We start from the raw sequence: 20,333 nt of genomic DNA, 5'->3' as shown, positions 1-20,333 counted from the left end.
TCCCGCGGTTTGCTTTCGTCCACATCGCTTCCATGCCCTCGTCGAATCAAATCAACAGCATGGAATCACAAACGATTCATATCATTCAACTTCTTTGTGGACCGACACTCAGACCTAGAACGGTCGCCCATGAGGCGGCCGTTTTGGCTTTCTCGCCAATGACGGAACGAGCGGCGCCGCCGCGCATTTCTGCCGGTCCGATAATCTCTTCTTCCTGCTGAAAGATCCGAAATGGCCGAACATTTCCTGAAATTCGACAAGGACGGCATTGCCGTCGAGAGCGGTGCGCCGGCCAAGGAAAAGATCAAGAGCGGCCGCCCTGCCAACAAGACCTGGAACATCGAGGACGATGGCAACGGCCTTTACGCCGGCATCTGGGAATCGACCGCCGGCGAGTGGGAGATCGACTATACCGAGTGGGAGTTCCTGCACATTCTCGAAGGCGTCTCGGTCTTGACCGAGGAGGGCTGCGAGCCGGTCAAGCTCGTCGCCGGCGACAGCTTCGTCATCCGCCCGGGCTTCAAGGGCCGGTGGAAGGTCGTCGAGCCGACCAAAAAGCACTACGTCATCAAGGTCTGAGATCGCACCGGTACGGGACTCGATACATCAAGAAGGGTCCGCTGGTATCGCGGACCCTTTTGTTTTTCCTGCGGCAGCCGGAGCGCGATTTTACGCCCTCCGCCGTCCCGCAGCCGGCAAGAAATGCCGGCCATACATGCCTCAGCGTTCGATCTCGATCAGGATTTCGTTGCGCTTCATGAAGCCAGGGGTCCAGGGCGGATTATAGAAGGCGTATTCGGGATCGCTCTTCTGCTTCTGATTGTTGTCCGCGAGATAATTGTAGAGGCTCATCAGGTGCTTGCTGGCGAGCGTTGCATTGAAATTACCGGAAAAGCGGATCGCCGCGATGCGTCGCGCCTGAACTTCCTTGATCGCCACGTCGCCATTGCCCGGCTCGGGGAGGCTGGCGAGGGTGAATTTCTTCGGCATGACGAAACGTACGGCCCAGCCCTTGGTCCGGCCGTCGCCTTCGGCCAGCTGCTGGGTCACGGGGGTCGTCATCTTGATCTTCTTGCCGGGACGGCTACGGGCGAAGATGTAATCGGCAAGCGTCTGGAAGCCCATGCGGCGCGCTTTCTCGTGATAGCCGCTCTTGACGGTCTCGGCGACGATCATCGCGTCGTAATCGCGGATTTCGATCGCCCCGTCCTCGCGGACCACGTCGTAGTCCGGTTCCTCGGTATGCTCCTGTACCTTCTTGGTGACGAAATACGCCGTGCCGACGACCGCGACGGCACCACCTACCACGAGAAGCGCGGTCAGTTCTGGCCGGTCACGCAGGTAGTCGATGCCGCGCTGGGGCTGGTTTCCGCCGCGAAAGCCCGGAAGGCGGGCCAGGCGAAGGTCGGGAAGATGCTGGCGAAAATCACTCAGATAGCCGCGCGCGTTGTCGATTCCTTCGCCGGCGTCGTCGCGAAGCGAGCGGACGTGGCGGCGGGCCTCGGAGCCGGACGGCATCGACAGGCCGGTCAGAAAGTCCGGCATGTAGCGCGACAGGCCCGTCGGCTCGGCGTGGAAGGGCAAGTGCCGGGAAATCGATCGGCGCATCCGCTCGGCCCGCGACGGCCGGGGATCGAAACGGTCGACGACCCGTCCCTCGAGCTCTTCAATGCGCTCGCCGATATCGCTGAGGGCATCGGCAATGCGATCATAGGCGGTGGGCTTGTCGCGGAACATGGGCTGGGACTCCTGCGGTCGTCTGTTGGTCTGCGCCGACACTGGCTCCGGGCACTTAGGTCATGCCGATCGGGCGGTGGCGCAAGAGTATTCGCTGCGATAACGCCACCATGCGTGGTTGGTTGCGTCTGCTAACGACTTTGCCGCGCCTGGGCGCGGTTTCCGGCCGAATTGCCGGCGAGAACACGTCGGGCTGGATCATTTATTTTTGGCAAGGGCGCAACCAAACCGGAGCTGACGCATTAGCAGGACATCGGGTTTTTCATGACCTGATACTCCAGCCATAATTCGGGCGGCCTCGTGCCGCCCATTTTTTTGCCTGCGGATATCCACGGCGGTTGGGCGTCGGCCGCCGGAGATATCGGCGGGACGACGCCGGTGCGGCGACATCAGACGCGATCGGCCGTACGTGCTGAAGCATCCAGGACCGTACCGAGCCCCCGATCCAGTCGGACCGGCTCGACGGCCGCGAAGCCACCCGCTGCGGTGGCAGCGAAAAACTCCAGTTGGTCGCTGTCCCGTTCGATGACGACGGCCGAGAGCCGGCCGGTGAAGACGGCGCCGGTGTCCATCGAGATGCGGTTTTCCGTAACCACCGGACGGCCACCCTTTTGGGGCTGATGGCCATGCACGACGACGTGGCTGAGCCGTCCGATATGGTCGAGGAAGGGCGCGCGGATCCATAGGCAGTCGTGCGCATCCTGCCGGTCGATCGGTCGACGCGGATCGATTCCGGCATGGACGAAGGCGAAGCTGCCGTCGACCGCGATCGTCGCGGCGTCGGACAGGAGTTCCAAATGCTCCGGCCGGTCCCGCAGGATGCGGCGCCGGCTGGCCTCGAGGTCTGGGGCCGGGGCGGCGCCATAGGAGGCGAGGGTGGCGGCGCCGCCTTGGTCCAGCCAATTGTCGATCGCGTCGATATCGAGTTCACCTTTAAGAAATTGCAGCAACCACCAGTCGTGATTGCCGATGAGCAGTCGGGAATTCGGATGGGTGGCGATCGCTTCGACGACGAGATCGAGGGCGCCGCGACTGTCGGGTCCCCTGTCGACGATATCGCCGAGGAAGATGATCTCCATGGGTGTCTTCCGGCTCTCCGCGACCGTGTCGAGCCCCTGAAGAAGCGTCGAAAGCAGCCCGGCCGCGCCATGTACGTCGCCGATGGCCGCGATCAGGGATGGATGTGGCGACATGGCGGAAACTCCGTTTGCCTGGAGAGCTATGTTTTTCCTGAGGCGTTAATTCGCTCGAAAGCAGAACAACCTAAATTGGTATCACTCCACCCCGGATTGCGGATAAGACTCTGTCAACTCTTCGAGACACTGGATCGCGGACGTGTTCTTTTTCAAACCGCTGAACAATTTCCGCCTGAATCCGTTGGAGCGGACCTATACTCTTTGCGGACTCGGGCTGGGCACCCTGTTCGCCGTCACCGGACTTTTGATCGATATGCAGGTGCGTCGCTGGCAGGGGCTCGCCCCCAGCTTTGGTGCAACCTTTACGGCGACGGCGATGCACGTCTTGGCGCTGTCGTCGCCGCTGGTGATCGGGCGGGTCTTTCTGGGAATTGGCCGCCACCAGAGCAAGCTGGAGGATCGCCTGTGGCAAATGCATCAGACCGAGGCGTTGATGCGCGAGCAGGCCCATTGCGACTCCGTGACGGGCCTGTTCAATCGCTCGTATCTCACCAGCCGGCTGGAGGAGGGAATAGCGAGCCGGCTGTGGCAAAAGCGCGGCGCGCTCGTCTACATGCTCGACCTCGACAAGTTCAAAAAGATCAACGACACCTTCGGTCATCGCGCCGGCGACGTGGTCCTGATCGAAGTCGGCCGACGACTGCGCGAGCTCTGTCTTGATGACGATATTCCGGTGCGTCTCGGCGGCGACGAATTCCTCGTCGTACACTTTCCCCAACCTGGCGAGGACGCCGAGGACTTTGCAAAAACCCTCATCGCGTGCGTCGGGCAGACCATCGACTTCGAGAATGTGCCGCTGACGCCCGGACTCAGCATCGGCATCGCGCGTGTCGGCGACGATGGCCGGACCTGGTCCGACGTCATGCGCTCGGCTGATATCGCGCTCTACCGGGCCAAGTCGAAATATGCCAACGCGTTCGAGATCTACCGGCCCGAGATGCGTCAGGCCAAGGACGCGGAGGCCGAACTGGTCGGCGAGATGAAGCGTGGCCTCGACCGGAATGAATTCGTGCTGCAATTTCAGCCGATCATCGCGGCGCGCGACGGCGCCATTCGCAGTTTCGAGGCGCTTGTCCGCTGGAACCATCCGCGCCGGGGTCAGTTGGCGCCCGCCGAATTCATCCCGGCGGCGGAGAGTTCCGGGCTGATCTTCCACTTGGGCAACCGCGTGCTCGTCGACGCGTGCACGGCGGCGGCCAGCTGGGCGACGCCGATCGGCGTCGCGGTGAATCTGTCGCCGATCCAATTTCAGGATGGGCAATTGGCATCTCGGGTGCGGGAGGTGTTGGAAGAGAGCGGCCTTGCGCCAGGCCGCCTGGATCTCGAAGTGACGGAATCACTCCTGCTTGATCCGACCCCGACCGTCATTCGCATGATCGCCGAACTCCGCGAAGTCGGCGTCAAGATCACCATGGACGATTTTGGAACGGGATTTTCCAGCCTCGGAAATCTCAGGCAGTTCCGCTTCGACCGCCTCAAGATCGATCGCTCCTTCACCCAGGAACTGGCATCGGGCGAAGAAACGGCCGAGATCGTGCGCACCATCGTCCGCATGGCGGCAACGCTGCGCATGGAGACGGTGCTCGAAGGGGTCGAGAACGAGCGCCAGGAGGTCTTCGCCAAGCTCGAGGGACTCGATGAAGTGCAGGGATTCTTCTATGCGAAGCCGATGAACGGCGACGCTGTCCACCACTTCCTGGCCGAACGCGCTGAGGGAGCACGAGTGGCCGGCGGAAGCGCCGCCTGAACTGTCAGCCGGCGTATCGGAACCGCGGCCTCAAAAGGCCCAGGTGCGCGCCTTCGAGATCAGGAAATCGCGGAAGACCTTGAGCTTCGCCGCGTTGCGCATCTGCTCGGGGTAGCAAAGATAGGTGTCGAAGGTCGGCATCTCCATCTCCGGCAGCACCTGCACCAGCTTGGCGCGCTTGTCGATCATGTAGTCCGGCAGCAGCGCCACGCCGATGCCGCTCTCGATGGCCGAGCGGATGGCGATCAGATTGTTGATTTGCAGGATCGGGTGGCGCATTTTGCCCTCGGGAAGGCCGACCGTTTCGAGCGTGTTCAGATTGCGCAGATAGTTCGGAGCCGGCTCGCCGAAGGTGATGATCCGGTGCTTGTCGAGATCCTCGATCGTTTCCAGCGGACCGAAGCGCGCCAGATAGGACGGCGCCGCATAGACGTGAAGATGCACGGTGAACAGGCGGCGCTGGATCAGGTCCGGCTGCTGTGGCTGTCTGAGGCGGATCGCCGCGTCCGCCTTGCGCATCGTCAGGTCGATCTCCTCGTTATCGAAGACCAGCTGCAGCTCGAGTTCGGGGTAAAGCTCGAGAAATTCCTTCGAGCGCTCCGTCAGCCAGCCGGAGCCGAGGCCGACCGTGGTGGTCACGCGCAGCTTGCCGGTTGGCTTCTCGCGGGTTTCGGTGAGCTGCATGCGGACCTGTTCCAGCCGCTTGAGAACCTCATTGGCGGTCTGGAACAGCAGTTCGCCCTGTTCGGACAGCACCAGGCCGCGAGCGTGCCGATGAAACAGCGGCGCGCCGATCTCCTGCTCCAGGGCGGCGACCTGCCGGCTGATCGCCGACTGGCTGAGGTTGAGAGCGTCGGCAGCGTGGGTAAACGAGCCGGCTTCGGCGGCTGCGTGAAAAATCCGCAGTTTGTCCCAGTCGAGCGCCATGGGGTGTCATCTCCAGACGGCTTTGGAGCGGGGCGTTCCTAGACGCCCGCCCGCTGCCGCTATTCCGCCGCTTGGCGTTGGTTGTCGAGCACCTGGGCGGCGAGCCATTTCTCGGCTTCCAGTGCTGCCATGCAACCGAGGCCGGCCGCGGTCACTGCTTGGCGATAGACGTCGTCGGCGACGTCGCCCGCCGCATAGATGCCCGGCATCGAGGTCTGCGTCGTGCCGGGTTCCACCCAGAGATAGCCGGACGGCTTCTGTTTCAATTTTCCGACGAACAATTCGACCGCCGGCGCGTGGCCGATGGCGACAAACACGCCGTCGGTCGCCCGTTCGCTGACCTCGCCGCTCACGCGGTTTTTCAGGCGAACGCCATTGACCGATTTCAGCGGCTTGACGACCCCCAAAATCTCCTCGACCTCGGTGTCCCAGACGATTTCGACATTGTCGGCGGCAAAGAGGCGGTTCTGCAGAATGCGCTCGGAGCGCAATTCGTTCCGGCGATGCACCAGCGTAACCGACTTCGCGATATGCGACAGATAGAGCGCTTCCTCGACGGCCGTGTTGCCGCCGCCGACAACGACGACGTCCTTGCCGCGGTAGAAGAACCCGTCGCAGGTGGCGCAGGCCGAGACGCCGAATCCCTGAAAGGTCGTCTCGCTTTCCAGGCCGAGCCATTTGGCCTGGGCGCCGGTGGCGATGATCAGCGCGTCGCAGGTGTAGACCGCGCCCGAATCGCCGGTTAGTCGAAACGGCCGCCGGTCGAGATCGGCCTCGACAATGACGTCGCTGGCGATCTCCGCTCCGACATTGAGCGCCTGGCTCTTCATCTGCTCCATCATCCACGGACCCTGGACGGGTTCGGCATAGCCCGGATAGTTCTCTACATCGGTCGTGATGGTCAGCTGGCCGCCCTCCTGAAGGCCGGCGACGAGCAGCGGCTTCATCATGGCGCGTGCCGCGTAGATCGCGGCGGTGTATCCTGCAGGACCAGATCCGACGATCAGAATGTCCACATGGCGTTCGGTCATGACGGCCTCGCTCGATTGGCGTCTGGCAGATGGCATCGCAAGTCGGCCCGTTCAATAGACGAGGGGGTGCGGTGCTGCAACACAAGGCGTCCGAGAGCGGTTGACGGCGGCATGGAGCGTTGCACCGATTGCCGATCCGGGGGCGAGAGGATATGAAAGCCCGCTGTTTCATGGCCCTTTAGCGCTGGCCTGTATTTTCCCGGAGCCGTTCCATTTTCAGGACCATCGCCCACGTCACCTCGATTTTCGGGCTCGCACTGGCGGCGGCGATGATCATTCCGGCACTGGTGGACCTTGCCGACGAGAACGAGGAATGGCGGGTTTTCATCGGCTCCAGCCTGCTGGTCGGCATGGTCAGCGTGCTCGTCGCCGTGGCGACGCGCGGCGAACGCCCCAAATTCACTCAACGACTCGGCTTCTTGCTTGTCACGACCGTCTGGCTGGTGGCGGTTCTCGTCGGCTCGCTGCCGATCTATTTCTCGGAGGTCAATGTCACCTTCGCCGGTGCCTTCTTCGAGTCCATGTCGGGGCTGACGACGACCGGTTCGACGGTGATCTCCGGCCTCGACGCGCTGTCGCCGGGCATCTTGATGTGGCGGTCGCTGCTGCAATGGCTCGGCGGCATCGGCATCGTCGGCATGGTGCTCTTGATCCTGCCCTCGCTGCAGGCCGGTGGACTGGCGTTGTTCCACATGGAAAGTTCGGACAAGTCGGACAAGGTCCTGCCCCGGATCAACCAGCTGGTCGGCGGACTGGTCACGGCCTATGTCGTCCTGACTACCCTTTGCGCGATAACCTACACCGCTCTCGGGATGAGCTTCTTCGACGCAGTCAATCACGCCATGACGACCGTGGCGACCGCCGGCTTTTCGACGCATGATGGTTCGATCGGGTATTTCGAAGACAAGCGCATCCTGCTCGCCGCCATGGTGTTCATGATCCTCGGGGCATTGCCCTTCGTGATCTACATCAGGGCGTTCCTGCCGAGACGCTTCCAGCTATGGCGCGACCCCCAGATCGCCGTCTTCCTGATGATCTGCCTGGTGCTCAGTCTGGCCATGGCGGTGACGCGCCGGGTCGTGAACGATACGCCCTTCGGCGAGGCGCTGCTGTCCTCGGCATTCAATCTGGTCTCGATCATCACCACCACGGGGTATGCGTCCGAGGACTATACGCTGTGGTCGAATGCTGCGATCGGCTTGTTCTTTCTGGCCACCTTCCTCGGCGGCTGCGCCGGGTCGACGACCGGCGGCATCAAGGCCAACCGGCTGGTCATCCTTTATCTGCTGGTCCGCTCGAGCTTTCGCCGGCTGGTCCGGCCGCATGCGATCATTCGCTTGAAATACGGCAATGACGACATCTCGCCGCAGACCATCCAGACGGTCACGATCTTCTTCTTCCTGTTTTTCGGCGCGCTGTTGATGGGCACGGTGTTGCTGACGATGTTCGGCCTCGACATCGTCACCGCCTTTACCGGATCGTTGACGGCGCTGGCCAATGTCGGTCCCGCCTTCGGACAGATCATCGGCCCGGCGGGCAATTTCGGCTCGCTCCCGGATCCAGTCTTGTGGATCCTGTCGATCGGCATGCTGCTCGGCCGGCTGGAACTGGTAACCGTTCTCATCCTGCTGTTTCCGTCGGTCTGGCTGGATTGATGGTGGTGTGCGCCGTCCCGGTCGCCGGGCCGTCCCTCGATCGGAGCTGACCGCGAGCCCGCATGCGCATCGTCTATATCAATCTCGATAGGGCCATCGAACGGCGCGCCTTCATGGAAGAACAGAGCGCCGCGCTCGGGCTGCGCTTCGAGCGTTTTCCAGCTGTCCGTGCGGACGATATCTCGGACGAGACCGCGCGCACCCTCGGGAAAGGCTGGGAGCGGCCGCTGACCAAGCCGGAGCTGGCCTGCTTCCTGTCCCACCAGACGCTGTGGTCCGAACTGGCTCGCGGCAAGGAGCCCATGCTGGTCCTGGAGGACGACGTGGTGCTCTCCGGCCGACTTGCCGCGGCGTTGCCGCGATTGGCCGGATTGACCGATGTCGATCTGGTCAATCTGGAGAGCTTCGACCGCAAGCGGTTCGTTGCGCGCAACGGGCGTGTCCTCGGCGCAATCTCCATCGTCCGGGTTCATCGCGACAAGTCAGGATCGGCCGCCTATCTGCTGTGGCCGAGCGGCGCGCAGAAGCTGCTGGCGCGCGCCCGGCTCGGGGCCGCGCCGGTGGATGCCTTCATCCATTCGCTGAAACGCCTCGTGTCCTATCAGGTGGAGCCGGCGCTCGCGATGCAGCTGCACATCCTGAAGGCGAGGGGCATCGAACCGCCGATCCCCATCGGTTCGACCATTCAGGCCTCCCGGCAACGGCTTGCGGTCACACCCGAAAATTTGCCCTTCCACCTCCGGCGCCTGACGACGCAGGTGAAGCTGGCGGGAGACCATGTCATGCGCCTGTTCGGCCGGCGGTACCGGCGAACGCGGGTCGACGATGGCGATTTTCAGCCACGGTCCGCGGCGGACCAGAGCCGTTCATAAACACGCTGGATTTCCGCGGCCTCGCGCGCCAGGGGAAATTTCGCCCTGACATGGGCGAGCGCCGAAGCGCCGGCGCGCGCCAAAGCCTCGGGGTCGGATAGATACGCCTCGACCGCCGCCGTGAGAGCCGCGACATCGCCGACCGGAACGATGCGTCCGGTCTCGCCCTCGATGATCATGTCCTGGAACGCGCCAGCGTCGCTGGCGACGACCGCGGCGCCGGAAGCCATCGCCTCCAGCGGGGTCAGGCCGAAGCCCTCGTTGCGCGGGGGCGCGACGTAAAGATCGAAGGCCCGGAACCACGTCGTCACGTCCTCGACCTCGCCGAGGAAGCGGATGCGTTCATTTAGCCCGGCGGCCTCGACACGGCGCCGCAGATCGGCGTCGAACCCTGCGTGCTCTGCCGTGGCGCGGCCGGTGACGATGGCTGTCCATTCGGGATGGCGTGGCAAGAGGGCGATCATCGCGTCGATGAAGAGGTCGGTGCCCTTCTGGTGGCGGATGCGTCCGGAGCAACCGATCAGTTGCCGTCCGGCGAGACCGAGCGCGGCCTTCTGCGTCTCGCGCGACGGCGCCGGATGAAAGCGGTCAAGATCGATGCCGTGCAGGACGATCTCGGCCGGGACCGTGAGGTAGCCGGCGCTCCTGCCGCTCGTCGCGATCACCGCGTCCATGCGCCGGATGAGCCCGCGCGTCCAGCCGGTGTGGTGGCGTTGCGCGGCGGAGGTGAAGACGAGCCGCAGCGGCATCCGCAGGATGTCGCGCAGCACGATGCCGGCCAGCATCTCCACGTTGCGCCGGGCATGCCAGATGCGGAACGGCCGGCCTATTGGAGGCGACCAGAGGCCGGGAATATCGCGAAGACGCAGCTTCGGCAGATGGTCCGGCAAACCCGCTCCGAGCGCCGCGATTCCGATCGAGCGTGCCTGGAGGGGGACGAGCTGGACGATCGTCGAGGTCACGCCGGACAGCCGGCGTTTGAAGTTCGGCGCGATGACCGCGATATCTCGAACGTTCATCTGGGCGACTCCGTCACGGCGCGTTTGACCCTTGCGGCCAGCTCAGGCGACGGCGAAGGGCAGGGGAGCGTTTCCATACCGCAACCTCGCCCATGCGCTTGTACACGCCCCATCCCTCTTACCTGGGGACAGGGTGTGCCGTCTCGAAGGTCCTTTGCGCCTACGCCCAGCTGACCTGAAGGATCTCGTAGGATCTTGCGCCGCCCGGCGCCGCGACCTCGACGGTGTCGCCCTCGCCCTTGCCGATCAAGGCGCGGGCGATCGGCGAGGAGATCGAGATGCGTCCCATCTTCACGTCGGCTTCCTGGTCGCCGACGATCTGATAGACCTTCTCCGCCTCGGTATCCTCGTCGACGAGCTTGACCGTCGCGCCGAACTTCACCTTGTCGCCGGACAGCTTCTTGACGTCGATGACCTCGGCGCGGGCGGTCAGGTCCTCCAACTCGAAGATGCGCCCCTCGTTGAGGCTCTGGGACTCCTTGGCGGCATGGTACTCGGCGTTTTCCGACAGGTCCCCGTGTGCGCGCGCCTCGGAGATCGCCTGGATGATCCGTGGCCGCTCTTCCTGTTGGCGACGGCGAAGCTCCTCCCGTAGCGCATCAAACCCGTGGGTCGTCATCGGGACCTTTTCCATGGCCTCCACCTTTCCCATGCGCGGGCGTGCCGCGACATCGTCTTTTCGTTGGTTGCCGGCAGGCCGAGGCCCGACGCCGGAGCACAATAATAAACCGGCCCCGAACGGCAGCGACCGTTCGGAACCAGCGAGACAATCCGGACTGCGACAGTGCCTGGTGCCCTGTCCGAAGGGCGCGTTTTAGTCAGGCAGCCGTAAAGTACGATTGCAACGGCCGAACTTCAAGATTGCCGGTCCGGAGTGCGGCGATCGCTTCGGCGGCGGCACTCATCCCCGCCAAGGTCGTGTAGTACGGCACTTTGTGGATCAAGGCCGCGCGGCGCAGCGAGCGCGAATCGGACAGCGCCTTGGCGCCCTCCGTGGTGTTGAGGACGAGCTGCACCTGACGGTTGCGAATCGCGTCCTCGATATGCGGGCGACCCTCCAGGACCTTGTTGATCTTCTCGGCGGCGATCCCGTTATCGATGAGGAAGCGCTGGGTGCCGCCCGTCGCGATCACTTTGAAGCCGAGGTCGTAGAGCCGGCGGACGGGCGCGAGGGCCCGCTGCTTGTCCCCGTCACGAACCGAGATGAACACCGTACCGTCGCGCGGCAAGTCGACGCCGGCGCCGAGCTGCGACTTTGCGAAGGCGACGGCGAAGTCGTAATCGAGACCCATGACCTCGCCGGTGGAGCGCATCTCCGGGCCGAGCAGCGTGTCGACGCCGGGGAAGCGGGCGAACGGGAACACCGCCTCCTTGACCGCGATGTGCTTCAGTCCGCGCGGGTCGGGTGCGCCACCATAGGCCGCGAAGGCCGTATCGAGGGTTTCGCCGGCCATGATCCGCGCCGCCACCTTGGCGATCGGCGAGCCGATGGTCTTGGCGACGAAGGGCACGGTACGCGAGGCGCGGGGATTGACCTCCAGGACATAGATGTCGTCGCCCTTGATCGCGAACTGGACGTTCATCAGGCCGCCGACCTTGAGCGCCAGCGCCATGTCGCGGGTCTGGCGGGCCAATTCGTCGGTAATCGCCGTCGACAGCGAGCGGACCGGCAGCGAACAGGCCGAGTCGCCGGAATGGATGCCGGCTTCCTCGATATGCTCCATGATCCCGGCGACATAGGTGGATGTGCCGTCCGACAGGCAATCGACATCCACCTCGATCGCGTCCTTGAGATAGGAGTCGATCAGCACCGGCGATTTGCCCGAGACGACCACGGCATGGGTGATGTAGCGCTCGAACTGCGGCTCGTTGCGGACGATCTCCATCGCCCGGCCGCCGAGCACGTAGGACGGCCGGATGACCACCGGATAGCCGATTTCTGCGACGATCTTGCGCGCCTCCTCGACCGAGCGGGCAATGCCGTTGCGGGGCTGACGCAGATCGAGATCGGTGAGCAGCTTTTGAAAGCGGTCGCGATCCTCGGCGAGGTCGATCGCATCCGGCGAGGTGCCTAGGATCGGAATGCCGGCCTTTTCGAGGGCGTCGGCGAGCTTCAGCGGCGTCTGGCCGCCGAACTGCACGATGACCCCGTGCAACGTTCCCCGGGCTTGTTCGACCTTCAGGATCTCCAGCACGTCCTCGGCCGTCAGCGGCTCGAAATACAGCCGGTCCGAGGTGTCGTAGTCGGTCGAGACGGTTTCGGGATTGCAGTTGATCATGATCGCCTCGAAGCCCGCGTCCTTGAGGGCGAAGGCGGCGTGGCAGCAGCAGTAATCGAACTCGATGCCCTGGCCGATCCGGTTCGGGCCGCCGCCAAGGATGACCACCTTCTTCGCGTCGCTGACCTCGGCCTCGGACCGCGGCGCGCCGGCGAAGGGCCGCTCATAGGTCGAGTACATGTAGGGCGTGGGGGAGGCGAATTCGGCGGCGCAGGTGTCGATCCGCTTGTAGACCGGATGAATATCGAGCCGGTCCCGCAAGGCGGCAACATCCGCCTCATCCTGACCGACGAGCTTCGCCAGCCGGGCATCGGAAAAGCCGACCGACTTCAAAAAGCGCAGATTGTCCGGGTCCTTGGGCAGGCCGTGCTCGCGAACCCGCGCCTCGAGGTCGATGATCGCCTTGATGCGGGCGATGAACCACGGGTCGATCTTGCAGGATTGGTGAACCTGTTCCGGGGTGGTTCCCATGCGCAGCGCCTGGGCGACCATCAGCAGGCGGTCGGGCGTCGGCGTGCCGAGAGCGGCGCGGATCGCGTTCTTGTCGTCGCCTTCGCCGATCCCCGGGATCTCGATCTCGTCGAGCCCGTCAAGCCCGGTCTCCAAGCCTCTCAGCGCCTTCTGCAGCGATTCCTCGAAGGTCCGGCCGATCGCCATGACCTCGCCGACCGACTTCATCGCCGTGGTCAGATACGGTTCGGCGCCGGGGAATTTCTCGAAGGCGAAACGCGGGATCTTGGTCACGACATAGTCGATCGAGGGCTCGAACGAGGCCGGCGTCGCGCCGCCGGTGATGTCGTTGTCGAGTTCGTCGAGCGTGTAGCCGACGGCGAGCTTCGCCGCGACCCGCGCAATCGGAAAGCCGGTCGCCTTGGAAGCCAGAGCCGAGGAGCGGGAGACGCGCGGGTTCATCTCGATGACGACCAGGCGGCCGTCCTCCGGGTTCACCGCGAACTGCACGTTCGAGCCGCCGGTCTCGACCCCGATCTCGCGCAACACCGCGATCGAGGCGTTGCGCATGATCTGGTATTCCTTGTCGGTCAGCGTCAGCGCCGGCGCGACGGTGATCGAATCCCCGGTATGGACGCCCATCGGGTCGATGTTCTCGATCGAACAGATGATGATGCAGTTGTCCGCCTTGTCGCGAACCACCTCCATCTCGTACTCTTTCCAGCCGAGCACGCTCTCCTCGACCAGCACCTCGGTGGTCGGCGAGGCGTCGAGCCCGCCCTCGACGATCTCGAAGAATTCCGAGCGGTTGTAGGCGATGCCGCCGCCGGTTCCGCCGAGAGTAAAGGACGGGCGGATGATGGCCGGCAGGCCGACCGCGTCGAGCGCCTCGGCGGCGGCGGCCAGCGCCCGTGTCATGTAGCGCTGCTTGCGATCGGATTCGCCAAGCTGCCATGCGTCCTCGAGCGCGGTCAGCGCCGCGTCCCGCTCGGCCGGATCGGAGATCGCGTGGATGATCTCGGCCTTGCGGTCGTCATGGACACGGCGGTCGGCGGCCTTGGCATCGGTGGCGTTGGCCAGCAGCGAACGCGGCGTCTCCAGGCCGATTTTCGCCATCGCCTCGCGGAAGAGGGCGCGGTCCTCGGCCTTGTCGATGGCGTTGGCGTCGGCGCCGATCATCTCGACACCGTATTTCTCCAGGACGCCCATGCGCCGCAGCGACAGCGCCGTGTTCAGCGCCGTCTGCCCGCCCATCGTCGGCAGGATCGCGTCCGGCCGCTCCTTGGCGATGATCTTGGCGACCACTTCGGGCGTGATCGGCTCGATATAGGTGGCGTCGGCGAGATCGGGGTCGGTCATGATCGTCGCGGGGTTCGAATTGACCAGCACGATCCGGTAGCCTTCCTCCTTCAGCGCCTTGCATGCCTGGGTGCCGGAATAGTCGAATTCGCAGGCCTGGCCGATGATGATCGGGCCCGCACCGATGATGAGGATGGTGTGGATGTCGGTGCGTTTCGGCATGGGAAGCTATCGTCCGGTTTGGTTGCGCGCCAAGATTCCACCCGCATCAGGGATGCGGCCGGTCGCGGCGGGTTCTGTCGAGGCTGAGGCCGGCTTATAGGCAAGAGGCGGGCATGGGGGAAGGGGTGACGGATGAGCTTTTCGTGGGAATGTCATGCCGGTCCCACGCGCGATGGCATGCCGGAGGCCTGGCCCCGGCTTGCTTGTGAGGCGGAAACCGCTCGTTATAGTCGTACCGGCGGGGACGACGGCTGATGGCAAGTGGGAGTGAAACTTGGCGCTGCTCGGGACGCGCGTAAAGCATCTGGGCAGGAATGTCCTCAACCGGCTGGCGAACCGCATGAGTTCCGCCTTCGGATGGGTGGCGGCGCTCTACGCATCGCACCGACGATCCACCGAGGCGCGACAGCAGCGGCTTTCCACCGATCCCGCGCAGCTTTCCAAGGACCTTGTCGCGCAAGAAAGTGCCGTCAACACGGCCGCCTCCCGCGTTCGCGGCACCTGGGTCACCTACCTGGTTCTTTGGACCTATCTCGTCATCGCCGTCGGATCGATCACGCATCGTCAGTTGTTTTTGGCCGAAGGCATCAAATTGCCGGTGCTCGACGTCGACTTGCCGCTGATCGGTTTCTTCTGGGTGGCGCCGGGGCTGTTCATCGTCATGCATCTGTACCTGCTCCTGCAGCTGCGCGGCTTGATGGAGCGGGTGTCGATTTACGAAACCATCCTGTGCCAGGTGGCGACAGGAGCCGTTGAGAGGGCGCGGCTGCGACAGCGGCTCGATCCCTATATCGTTCTGCAGGCGGTGGCCGGGAGCGAAGAGGGTTTGCACGACCGGATCTATGTCGGCGTCCTGCGCTTCATCGTCTGGCTGACGGTGGTCTTCGCGCCGCTCGGTCTCCTCTTCTTCGTTCAGGTTCGATTTCTACCCTATCACGATGAGGCGGCGACTTGGGCGCACCGCGTGTTCATCGCGCTCGATCTTCTCTGTCTATGGCTGATCTGGCGGCCCGCGCTCAGGGCGAAGAGCTCGAACGCTTTAATGTCGCTCGCACGATCAGGCGTCGCCGTGACCGCTAGTCTTGCCGGCGTGTTCCTGTCCGTCCTGGTTCTGATCTTTCCGGGGGAAGCGGTCGAAGCCTACCAGGTGTCGATCTTGTCGCGCCCGGTCGTGGGCACCTGGGACCAGAGATATAGGCGGACATCGGGCGGCTGGGTCCTGAATTATATCATCCTCCGCGCCGACGACGATTTCATCGACGACGAGGAGATCGCAAAACTTGATGCACAGGAAAGGGAACGCCCGACAAGCACTCTCTCTTCAGGGGCAATAATTCGCTCATTTCGCGATCGCGATTTTCGCGGCGCGGTTCTTGATTCTCTCGACCTTCGTCGGACAAATTTTGCAAATGCGCGGCTGCAGGGAGCGTCGCTGTTCGGGGCGCGGCTGCAGGGGGCGTCGCTGGAGTATGCGCGGCTGCAGGGGGCGTCGCTGGAGTATGCGCGGCTGCAGGGGGCGTCCCTGGACAGGGCTTGGCTGCAGGGGGCGTCGCTGGAGTATGCGCAGCTGCAGGCGGCGTCGCTGTTCGGGGCGCGGCTGCAGGGGGCGTCGCTGGAGTATGCGCAGTTGCAGGGGGCGTCGCTGGGCGGGGCGCGGCTGCAGGGGGCGTCGCTGGTGGATGCGCAGCTGCAGGCGGCGTCGCTGTTCGGGGCGCGGCTGCCGGGGGCGTCGCTGGAGTATGCGCAGCTGCAGGGGGCGTTGCTGTTCGGGGCGCAGCTGCAGGGGGCGTCGCTGGACGAGGCGCAGTTGCAGGGGGCGTCGCTGTTCGGGGCTTGGCTGCAGGGGACGTCACTGGAGTATGCGCAGTTGCAGGGGGCGTCGCTGGAGGGGGTGCAGCTGCAGGGGGCGTCGCTGGCTGACGCTTTTTCCTGGCGAACTGTTCTGGGCTCTGCTCCCGATCTTGAGAGTGCGTTGATCGCCAACATCGAGGCCGCACCGGTTATCGGGCCAGAGAGATTTTTGAGCTATGATCTCATCCCGCTTGAGCCCGAGAGTCTGAGCGACCTCATCGAAACATGGTCGAAAGACATTCCCGCGGGAGATCGGAAGGATATCTTTCTGGAGCGTCTGGAGGTGCTGAGGATGGACGCGCGAACCCCGGAGGAGGACGGGGCAACCATCGATGCCTGGGTTCGGCTGGAAAAGGACAGCCGTTCTTTCGAGGATTGGTTGCCCATCCATTTGGAAATTCTGGTCGATACCGCCTGCAATGCGGACGTGGACGGTTATGTATCCAACGGGATTGCAAGGCGGCTTCGCGATCGAGTCGAATTCTTTAATTCATCTCTGGTCACCAAAGCCGCGAAAAGGCTGCTCGACGCGACACCGAATTCCTGTGCCGGTGCGGTTGCCATGAATGACGCGGCCAGAACGACGCTGCGGGACATTGTCACGGAGGCAGAGAAGGAACGGGTGGATGCGGAGGCCGCCGCTCAGAGTCCGGCGACGTCCGATGGGACGCGATGAGCATTTCCTGATGGACTGGATGATCGCCGCTCAATCCGCGTCGGACGGTGGCCGCGCCGCCGTGCCGCGCAGCAAACTCCCGTCATAGCTGTCATAGCCGAGCGACAAAGCGAGGCAGGCGAGTTCGACGGTCTTCGGGATTTCCACCGCCTTGCCGTCGCGATGGCCCTTTTCGTAATACTGGATGACCCGCTTTTTCAGGCCGAGCCGCTCGGCGGCGTCCTTCTGCTTCAGCCCGAGCGACTTGCGCCAGGTTCGAAAAGCCTCCGGGTCCATCGGAACTCCCCTCCATGCAGCCACGTCGTGCGGCCGCGCCGCCGCGGCGACCAGCTTCGAGAAAGCCGGGCCTGCTTAGATCGTCGCCTCGGCAAAGTCGATTCGACGGTCACGGATTCCCTTGGTCGACGCTCCCGAAAAATGCACCTCGTGCGCAATATTCGCTTGACTTGACGCACAGAGTGCGCATTTATGAATGGATTGCAATCGGGCGACGATCATTCCTTCAGGTTGAAGTTAATCGGATGGAAGGCTTCGGGCGCTAGGGTTTCAACATCGAACGAGGAGCGCGAACATGTTAGCGGATATCATCGTCGGCCGCTCTTCCTATGGCGGCGACCGGGGCAGGGACGACCTGCACCGTCACGCCACCTTCAGCTGCGGCTTCCGCAGCTGGATGAAGCGGCTCTTGATGCGGTTCCGCGCGGCTTAAGCCGCCGGCGGACCGAAATACCCTTAGACAGCATGAAGGCGCCGGATCGCTCCGGCGCCTTCATGCGTTTGGGCTTGAACGGGGATCGCGGCCGGCGCTCAGGCGGCGATCTTGCCGGCCTTGTGATCGTCGATCATCCGGAAAAACCGCTGGAAGAGATAGTGTGAATCTTGCGGGCCGGGGGAGGCTTCGGGGTGATGCTGCACCGAGAACACCGGCTTGCCGGCAACGCGCAGGCCGCAGTTCGAGCCGTCGAACAGCGAGCGATGGGTCTCCTCGACCCCGGCCGGCAGAGAGTCAGCCGCCACCGCGAAGCCGTGGTTCATCGACACGATCTCGACCTTGCCGGTGGTGAAATCCTTGACCGGATGGTTGGCGCCGTGATGGCCCTGATGCATCTTCTCGGTCCGCCCGCCGAGCGCCAGCGCCAGCATCTGGTGGCCGAGGCAGATGCCGAACACCGGCACGCCCTTGTCGACCAGCGCCTTGATCGTCGGCACGGCGTAATCGCCGGTGGCGGCCGGATCGCCCGGACCATTCGACAGGAACACCCCGTCCGGCTCGTGCGCGAGGATCTCCTCGGCGCTCGCCGTCGGCGGCACCAGAACGACCCTGGCGCCCTGGCCGGCCATCAGCCGCAGGATGTTGCGCTTGGTGCCGTAGTCGATCGCCACGATCGTGTAGCGCGGCGCCGCCTCGGCCGCATAGCCTTCGTTCCACACCCAGGGTTTTTCGTCCCAGACGGTGGTGTCGCCGCTGCCGACCTCTTTGGCCAGATCGAGCCCGACGATACCGCCCCAGGCCGCCGCGCGGGCTTTTAGCGCGTCGAGGTCGAAGTTTCCGTCCGGATCGTGGGCGATCACCGCATTGGGCATGCCGGTCTCGCGGATCAGCGCCGTCAGCGCCCGCGTGTCGACGCCCGACAGCGCGATGACGCCGCGCTCCTTCAGCCAGGCGTCGAGATGGCCCGACGAGCGATAGTTCGACGGCTCGGAAATGTCGGCCCGGAAGATCGCGCCGACGGCCCCGGACGCCTTGGCCGGGGTCAGGTCTTCCTGGTCTTCGGCATTGGCGCCGACATTGCCGATATGCGGGAAGGTGAAGGTGACGATCTGGCGGCTGTAGGAGGGGTCGGTGAGAATTTCCTGATACCCGGTCAATGCGGTGTTGAAACACACCTCGCCCTCGATCGCGCCGGACGCGCCGAGGCCGAAGCCCTCGATCACGGTTCCGTCCGCGAGCACGAGGAGCGCGGTTGTCTTGCGCGTCGTCCAGCCGTCGGTCATGGTCTCACCTTTCAGTCGTCGGATATGTCGGCGCATTGCCACAATCGTGGCGCTATCTGCCAGGCATTGCGTCGGTTCGCCATGATATCGGCGCATGGCTGCCTTGGCGCAACCGCCCTTGCGCGCCGCCCGGCAATTCTCTACATCCGCGCCGCATTGCACTGCAAGAGGCGGCGTCGTCATTGGCGGATGGCCGCCGGTGCGGCATATTCGGGCGCCACGTCCGATGCAATTGAGAGACAGGCCCGGTCAAGATCGAAGCCCGCCCCGACTTGTAGGGGCACCGGGGCTTTACCTACGTGAAGAACAGGTGTCGATTACGCGCCACGCTGGCCGACTTCGGTCCGCGCGGGCGGATTTGACGAAACGCGAAAGTCACCACCATGCGCGAGCATCTCGCGGACGCTTTGAACACAGCGACCAAAAGCCAGGACAAACGCCGCATCTCGACCCTGCGGCTGATCAACGCGGCGATCAAGGATCGCGACGTGGCCAATCGCAATGCCGGGCGCGACCCGGTCGGCGACGAGGAGGTGCTGCACATCCTCGTCAAGATGATCAAGCAGCGGGTCGAATCCGCCAAGGACTACGAGGACAGCGGCCGGCTGGAACTGGCCGAACAGGAGCGCGACGAGATCGCCGTCATCCGCGATCTGTTGCCGCCGCAGCTCGACCCCAGCGAGATGGAACGGGCCTGCCGGCAGGTGGTCGAGGAGACCGACGCCAAGGGCCTGCGCGACGTTGGCCGCTGCATGAACGCCCTCAAGGAACGCTTCCCCGGCAAGCTCGACATCGGCAAGGCCTCGACCGTGGTGAAGGGCTTGCTCAGATAGGGGCGGGCCGTTTGCGAGCCATCCAGGGCATTCGTGACGAGTGGTCGGAAAGGCAGTTACGCGCCCGTTGCGGCCGTTGAGTCTATTCGAGGTAGCCTCCGAAAGCGGACCTTCGTTCCAGTTCGACGCATGATGGCTCACTATCAGAGCACTCGTGAAAGCCTACGGTTCAGTTGCACCTGATTCAGCGGAACCCGTGGCCGATGGCTGGGGATTGGTTCGAGGAAATGCACGTCCGCCCATGTATACTTTTGTCAACGGAAATTTTGGCCGGGACCAAAGGAGTGTGGTGATTTCTTTGTCGATTGAGGCTTTCATCTCCGGCGCAAGGTTTTTGTGCCTGTCGGCCATTGAAGAAATTATCTGGCGAACCTCGTCATCCGTCAGGGAACTGGTCAAGACGTTATTTAAGAGCTGTTTGTCGACAATTTTCGATATCAGTGTCGGTCCACAAAGAAGTTGAATGATATGAATCGTTTGTGATTCCATGCTGTTGATTTGATTCGACGAGGGCATGGAAGCGATGTGGACGAAAGCAAACCGC

Annotated in this window: 18 protein-coding genes; 8 read left to right on the top strand and 10 right to left on the bottom strand. The window is 63.7% G+C overall.

From position 1 onward, the window contains the following. Together VQ045_RS19375 and VQ045_RS19370 are read left to right on the top strand one after the other, a co-directional pair. Positions 1 to 221: hypothetical protein (locus tag VQ045_RS19375; RefSeq protein ID WP_331831282.1), on the top strand; the 221-nt coding region annotated here is incomplete at its 5' end. A gap of 10 nt (positions 222 to 231) precedes the next feature. Continuing rightward, positions 232 to 579: a cupin domain-containing protein gene (locus VQ045_RS19370; protein WP_331831281.1), complete on the top strand. Its 348-nt coding sequence runs from the start codon at positions 232 to 234 to the stop codon at positions 577 to 579. Positions 580 to 720: 141 nt separating this feature from the next. Here the strand turns inward: VQ045_RS19370 and VQ045_RS19365 are convergent, their stop codons facing one another. Both VQ045_RS19365 and VQ045_RS19360 read right to left on the bottom strand, forming a co-directional pair. Next, complete coding sequence (locus VQ045_RS19365; RefSeq protein WP_331831279.1) at positions 721 to 1,737, bottom strand: SOUL family heme-binding protein; 1,017 nt, start codon at positions 1,735 to 1,737, stop codon at positions 721 to 723. Between the two features lie 389 nt (positions 1,738 to 2,126). Further along, entirely contained in the window at positions 2,127 to 2,930 is an 804-nt protein-coding gene (locus VQ045_RS19360) for a metallophosphoesterase (RefSeq protein ID WP_331831277.1), read from the bottom strand. Between the two features lie 142 nt (positions 2,931 to 3,072). Between VQ045_RS19360 and VQ045_RS19355 the strand changes: the two genes are divergently transcribed. After that, positions 3,073 to 4,680 (top strand): putative bifunctional diguanylate cyclase/phosphodiesterase, encoded by a 1,608-nt coding sequence (locus tag VQ045_RS19355; protein WP_331831276.1) that lies wholly within the window; start codon positions 3,073 to 3,075, stop codon positions 4,678 to 4,680. Between the two features lie 30 nt (positions 4,681 to 4,710). Here the strand turns inward: VQ045_RS19355 and VQ045_RS19350 are convergent, their stop codons facing one another. After that, positions 4,711 to 5,607: a LysR family transcriptional regulator gene (locus tag VQ045_RS19350; protein ID WP_327648805.1), complete on the bottom strand. Its 897-nt coding sequence runs from the start codon at positions 5,605 to 5,607 to the stop codon at positions 4,711 to 4,713. Between the two features lie 59 nt (positions 5,608 to 5,666). Next, on the bottom strand, positions 5,667 to 6,638 hold the full coding sequence (gene trxB, locus VQ045_RS19345; protein WP_327648804.1) for a thioredoxin-disulfide reductase: 972 nt from the start codon (positions 6,636 to 6,638) through the stop codon (positions 5,667 to 5,669). 257 nt (positions 6,639 to 6,895) lie between these two features. Between trxB and VQ045_RS19340 the strand changes: the two genes are divergently transcribed. After that, the gene (locus tag VQ045_RS19340; protein ID WP_327648816.1) at positions 6,896 to 8,293 is read left to right on the top strand and encodes a TrkH family potassium uptake protein; all 1,398 of its coding nucleotides are present in this window, start codon (positions 6,896 to 6,898) and stop codon (positions 8,291 to 8,293) included. Between the two features lie 62 nt (positions 8,294 to 8,355). Then, positions 8,356 to 9,165, top strand: coding sequence for a glycosyltransferase family 25 protein (locus VQ045_RS19335; RefSeq protein WP_327648802.1), 810 nt, complete (start codon positions 8,356 to 8,358; stop codon positions 9,163 to 9,165). Here the strand turns inward: VQ045_RS19335 and VQ045_RS19330 are convergent. From VQ045_RS19330 to carB, 3 genes are all read right to left on the bottom strand, one after another. Then, a complete protein-coding gene (locus VQ045_RS19330) occupies positions 9,129 to 10,184 on the bottom strand; it encodes a glycosyltransferase family 4 protein (RefSeq protein WP_331831275.1) in 1,056 nt (351 codons plus the stop codon). The genes VQ045_RS19335 and VQ045_RS19330 overlap by 37 nt on opposite strands. A 160-nt stretch (positions 10,185 to 10,344) precedes the next feature. Then, positions 10,345 to 10,818, bottom strand: coding sequence for a transcription elongation factor GreA (greA, locus tag VQ045_RS19325; RefSeq protein WP_327623939.1), 474 nt, complete (start codon positions 10,816 to 10,818; stop codon positions 10,345 to 10,347). A gap of 184 nt (positions 10,819 to 11,002) precedes the next feature. After that, entirely contained in the window at positions 11,003 to 14,434 is a 3,432-nt protein-coding gene (carB, locus tag VQ045_RS19320) for a carbamoyl-phosphate synthase large subunit (protein WP_331831274.1), read from the bottom strand. Positions 14,435 to 14,708: 274 nt separating this feature from the next. Between carB and VQ045_RS19315 the strand changes: the two genes are divergently transcribed. Then, positions 14,709 to 16,961 carry a pentapeptide repeat-containing protein gene (locus VQ045_RS19315; protein WP_331831273.1) on the top strand — a complete coding sequence of 751 codons (2,253 nt, stop codon included), beginning with the start codon at positions 14,709 to 14,711 and terminating at the stop codon, positions 16,959 to 16,961. 30 nt (positions 16,962 to 16,991) lie between these two features. Here VQ045_RS19315 and VQ045_RS19310 read toward each other — a convergent pair whose 3' ends face one another. After that, positions 16,992 to 17,237, bottom strand: a complete 246-nt coding sequence (locus VQ045_RS19310) for a helix-turn-helix transcriptional regulator (protein ID WP_331831272.1) — start codon at positions 17,235 to 17,237, stop codon at positions 16,992 to 16,994. Between the two features lie 295 nt (positions 17,238 to 17,532). Here VQ045_RS19310 and VQ045_RS19305 point away from each other — a divergent pair, with 295 nt between their 5' ends. Continuing rightward, positions 17,533 to 17,670 carry a hypothetical protein gene (locus VQ045_RS19305; RefSeq protein ID WP_327626335.1) on the top strand — a complete coding sequence of 46 codons (138 nt, stop codon included), beginning with the start codon at positions 17,533 to 17,535 and terminating at the stop codon, positions 17,668 to 17,670. Between the two features lie 98 nt (positions 17,671 to 17,768). Here VQ045_RS19305 and carA read toward each other — a convergent pair whose 3' ends face one another. Further along, positions 17,769 to 18,956, bottom strand: a complete 1,188-nt coding sequence (gene carA / locus VQ045_RS19300) for a glutamine-hydrolyzing carbamoyl-phosphate synthase small subunit (protein ID WP_331831284.1) — start codon at positions 18,954 to 18,956, stop codon at positions 17,769 to 17,771. 383 nt (positions 18,957 to 19,339) lie between these two features. On the opposite strand from carA, the gene VQ045_RS19295 reads away from it, so the two are divergent. Further along, positions 19,340 to 19,789 (top strand): GatB/YqeY domain-containing protein, encoded by a 450-nt coding sequence (locus VQ045_RS19295; protein ID WP_327626333.1) that lies wholly within the window; start codon positions 19,340 to 19,342, stop codon positions 19,787 to 19,789. A gap of 162 nt (positions 19,790 to 19,951) precedes the next feature. Here VQ045_RS19295 and VQ045_RS19290 read toward each other — a convergent pair. Then, a partial coding sequence (locus tag VQ045_RS19290; RefSeq protein WP_331831271.1) for a hypothetical protein occupies positions 19,952 to 20,333 on the bottom strand: 382 nt, incomplete at its 5' end.

The sequence above is a fragment of the Aurantimonas sp. E1-2-R+4 genome (assembly GCF_036549515.1).
GTDB classification, from domain to species: Bacteria; Pseudomonadota; Alphaproteobacteria; order Rhizobiales; family Rhizobiaceae; genus Aurantimonas; species Aurantimonas coralicida_A.
The sequence above is the reverse complement of the archived record's forward strand: the minus strand, read 5'-3'. Positions and strand labels throughout refer to the sequence as shown.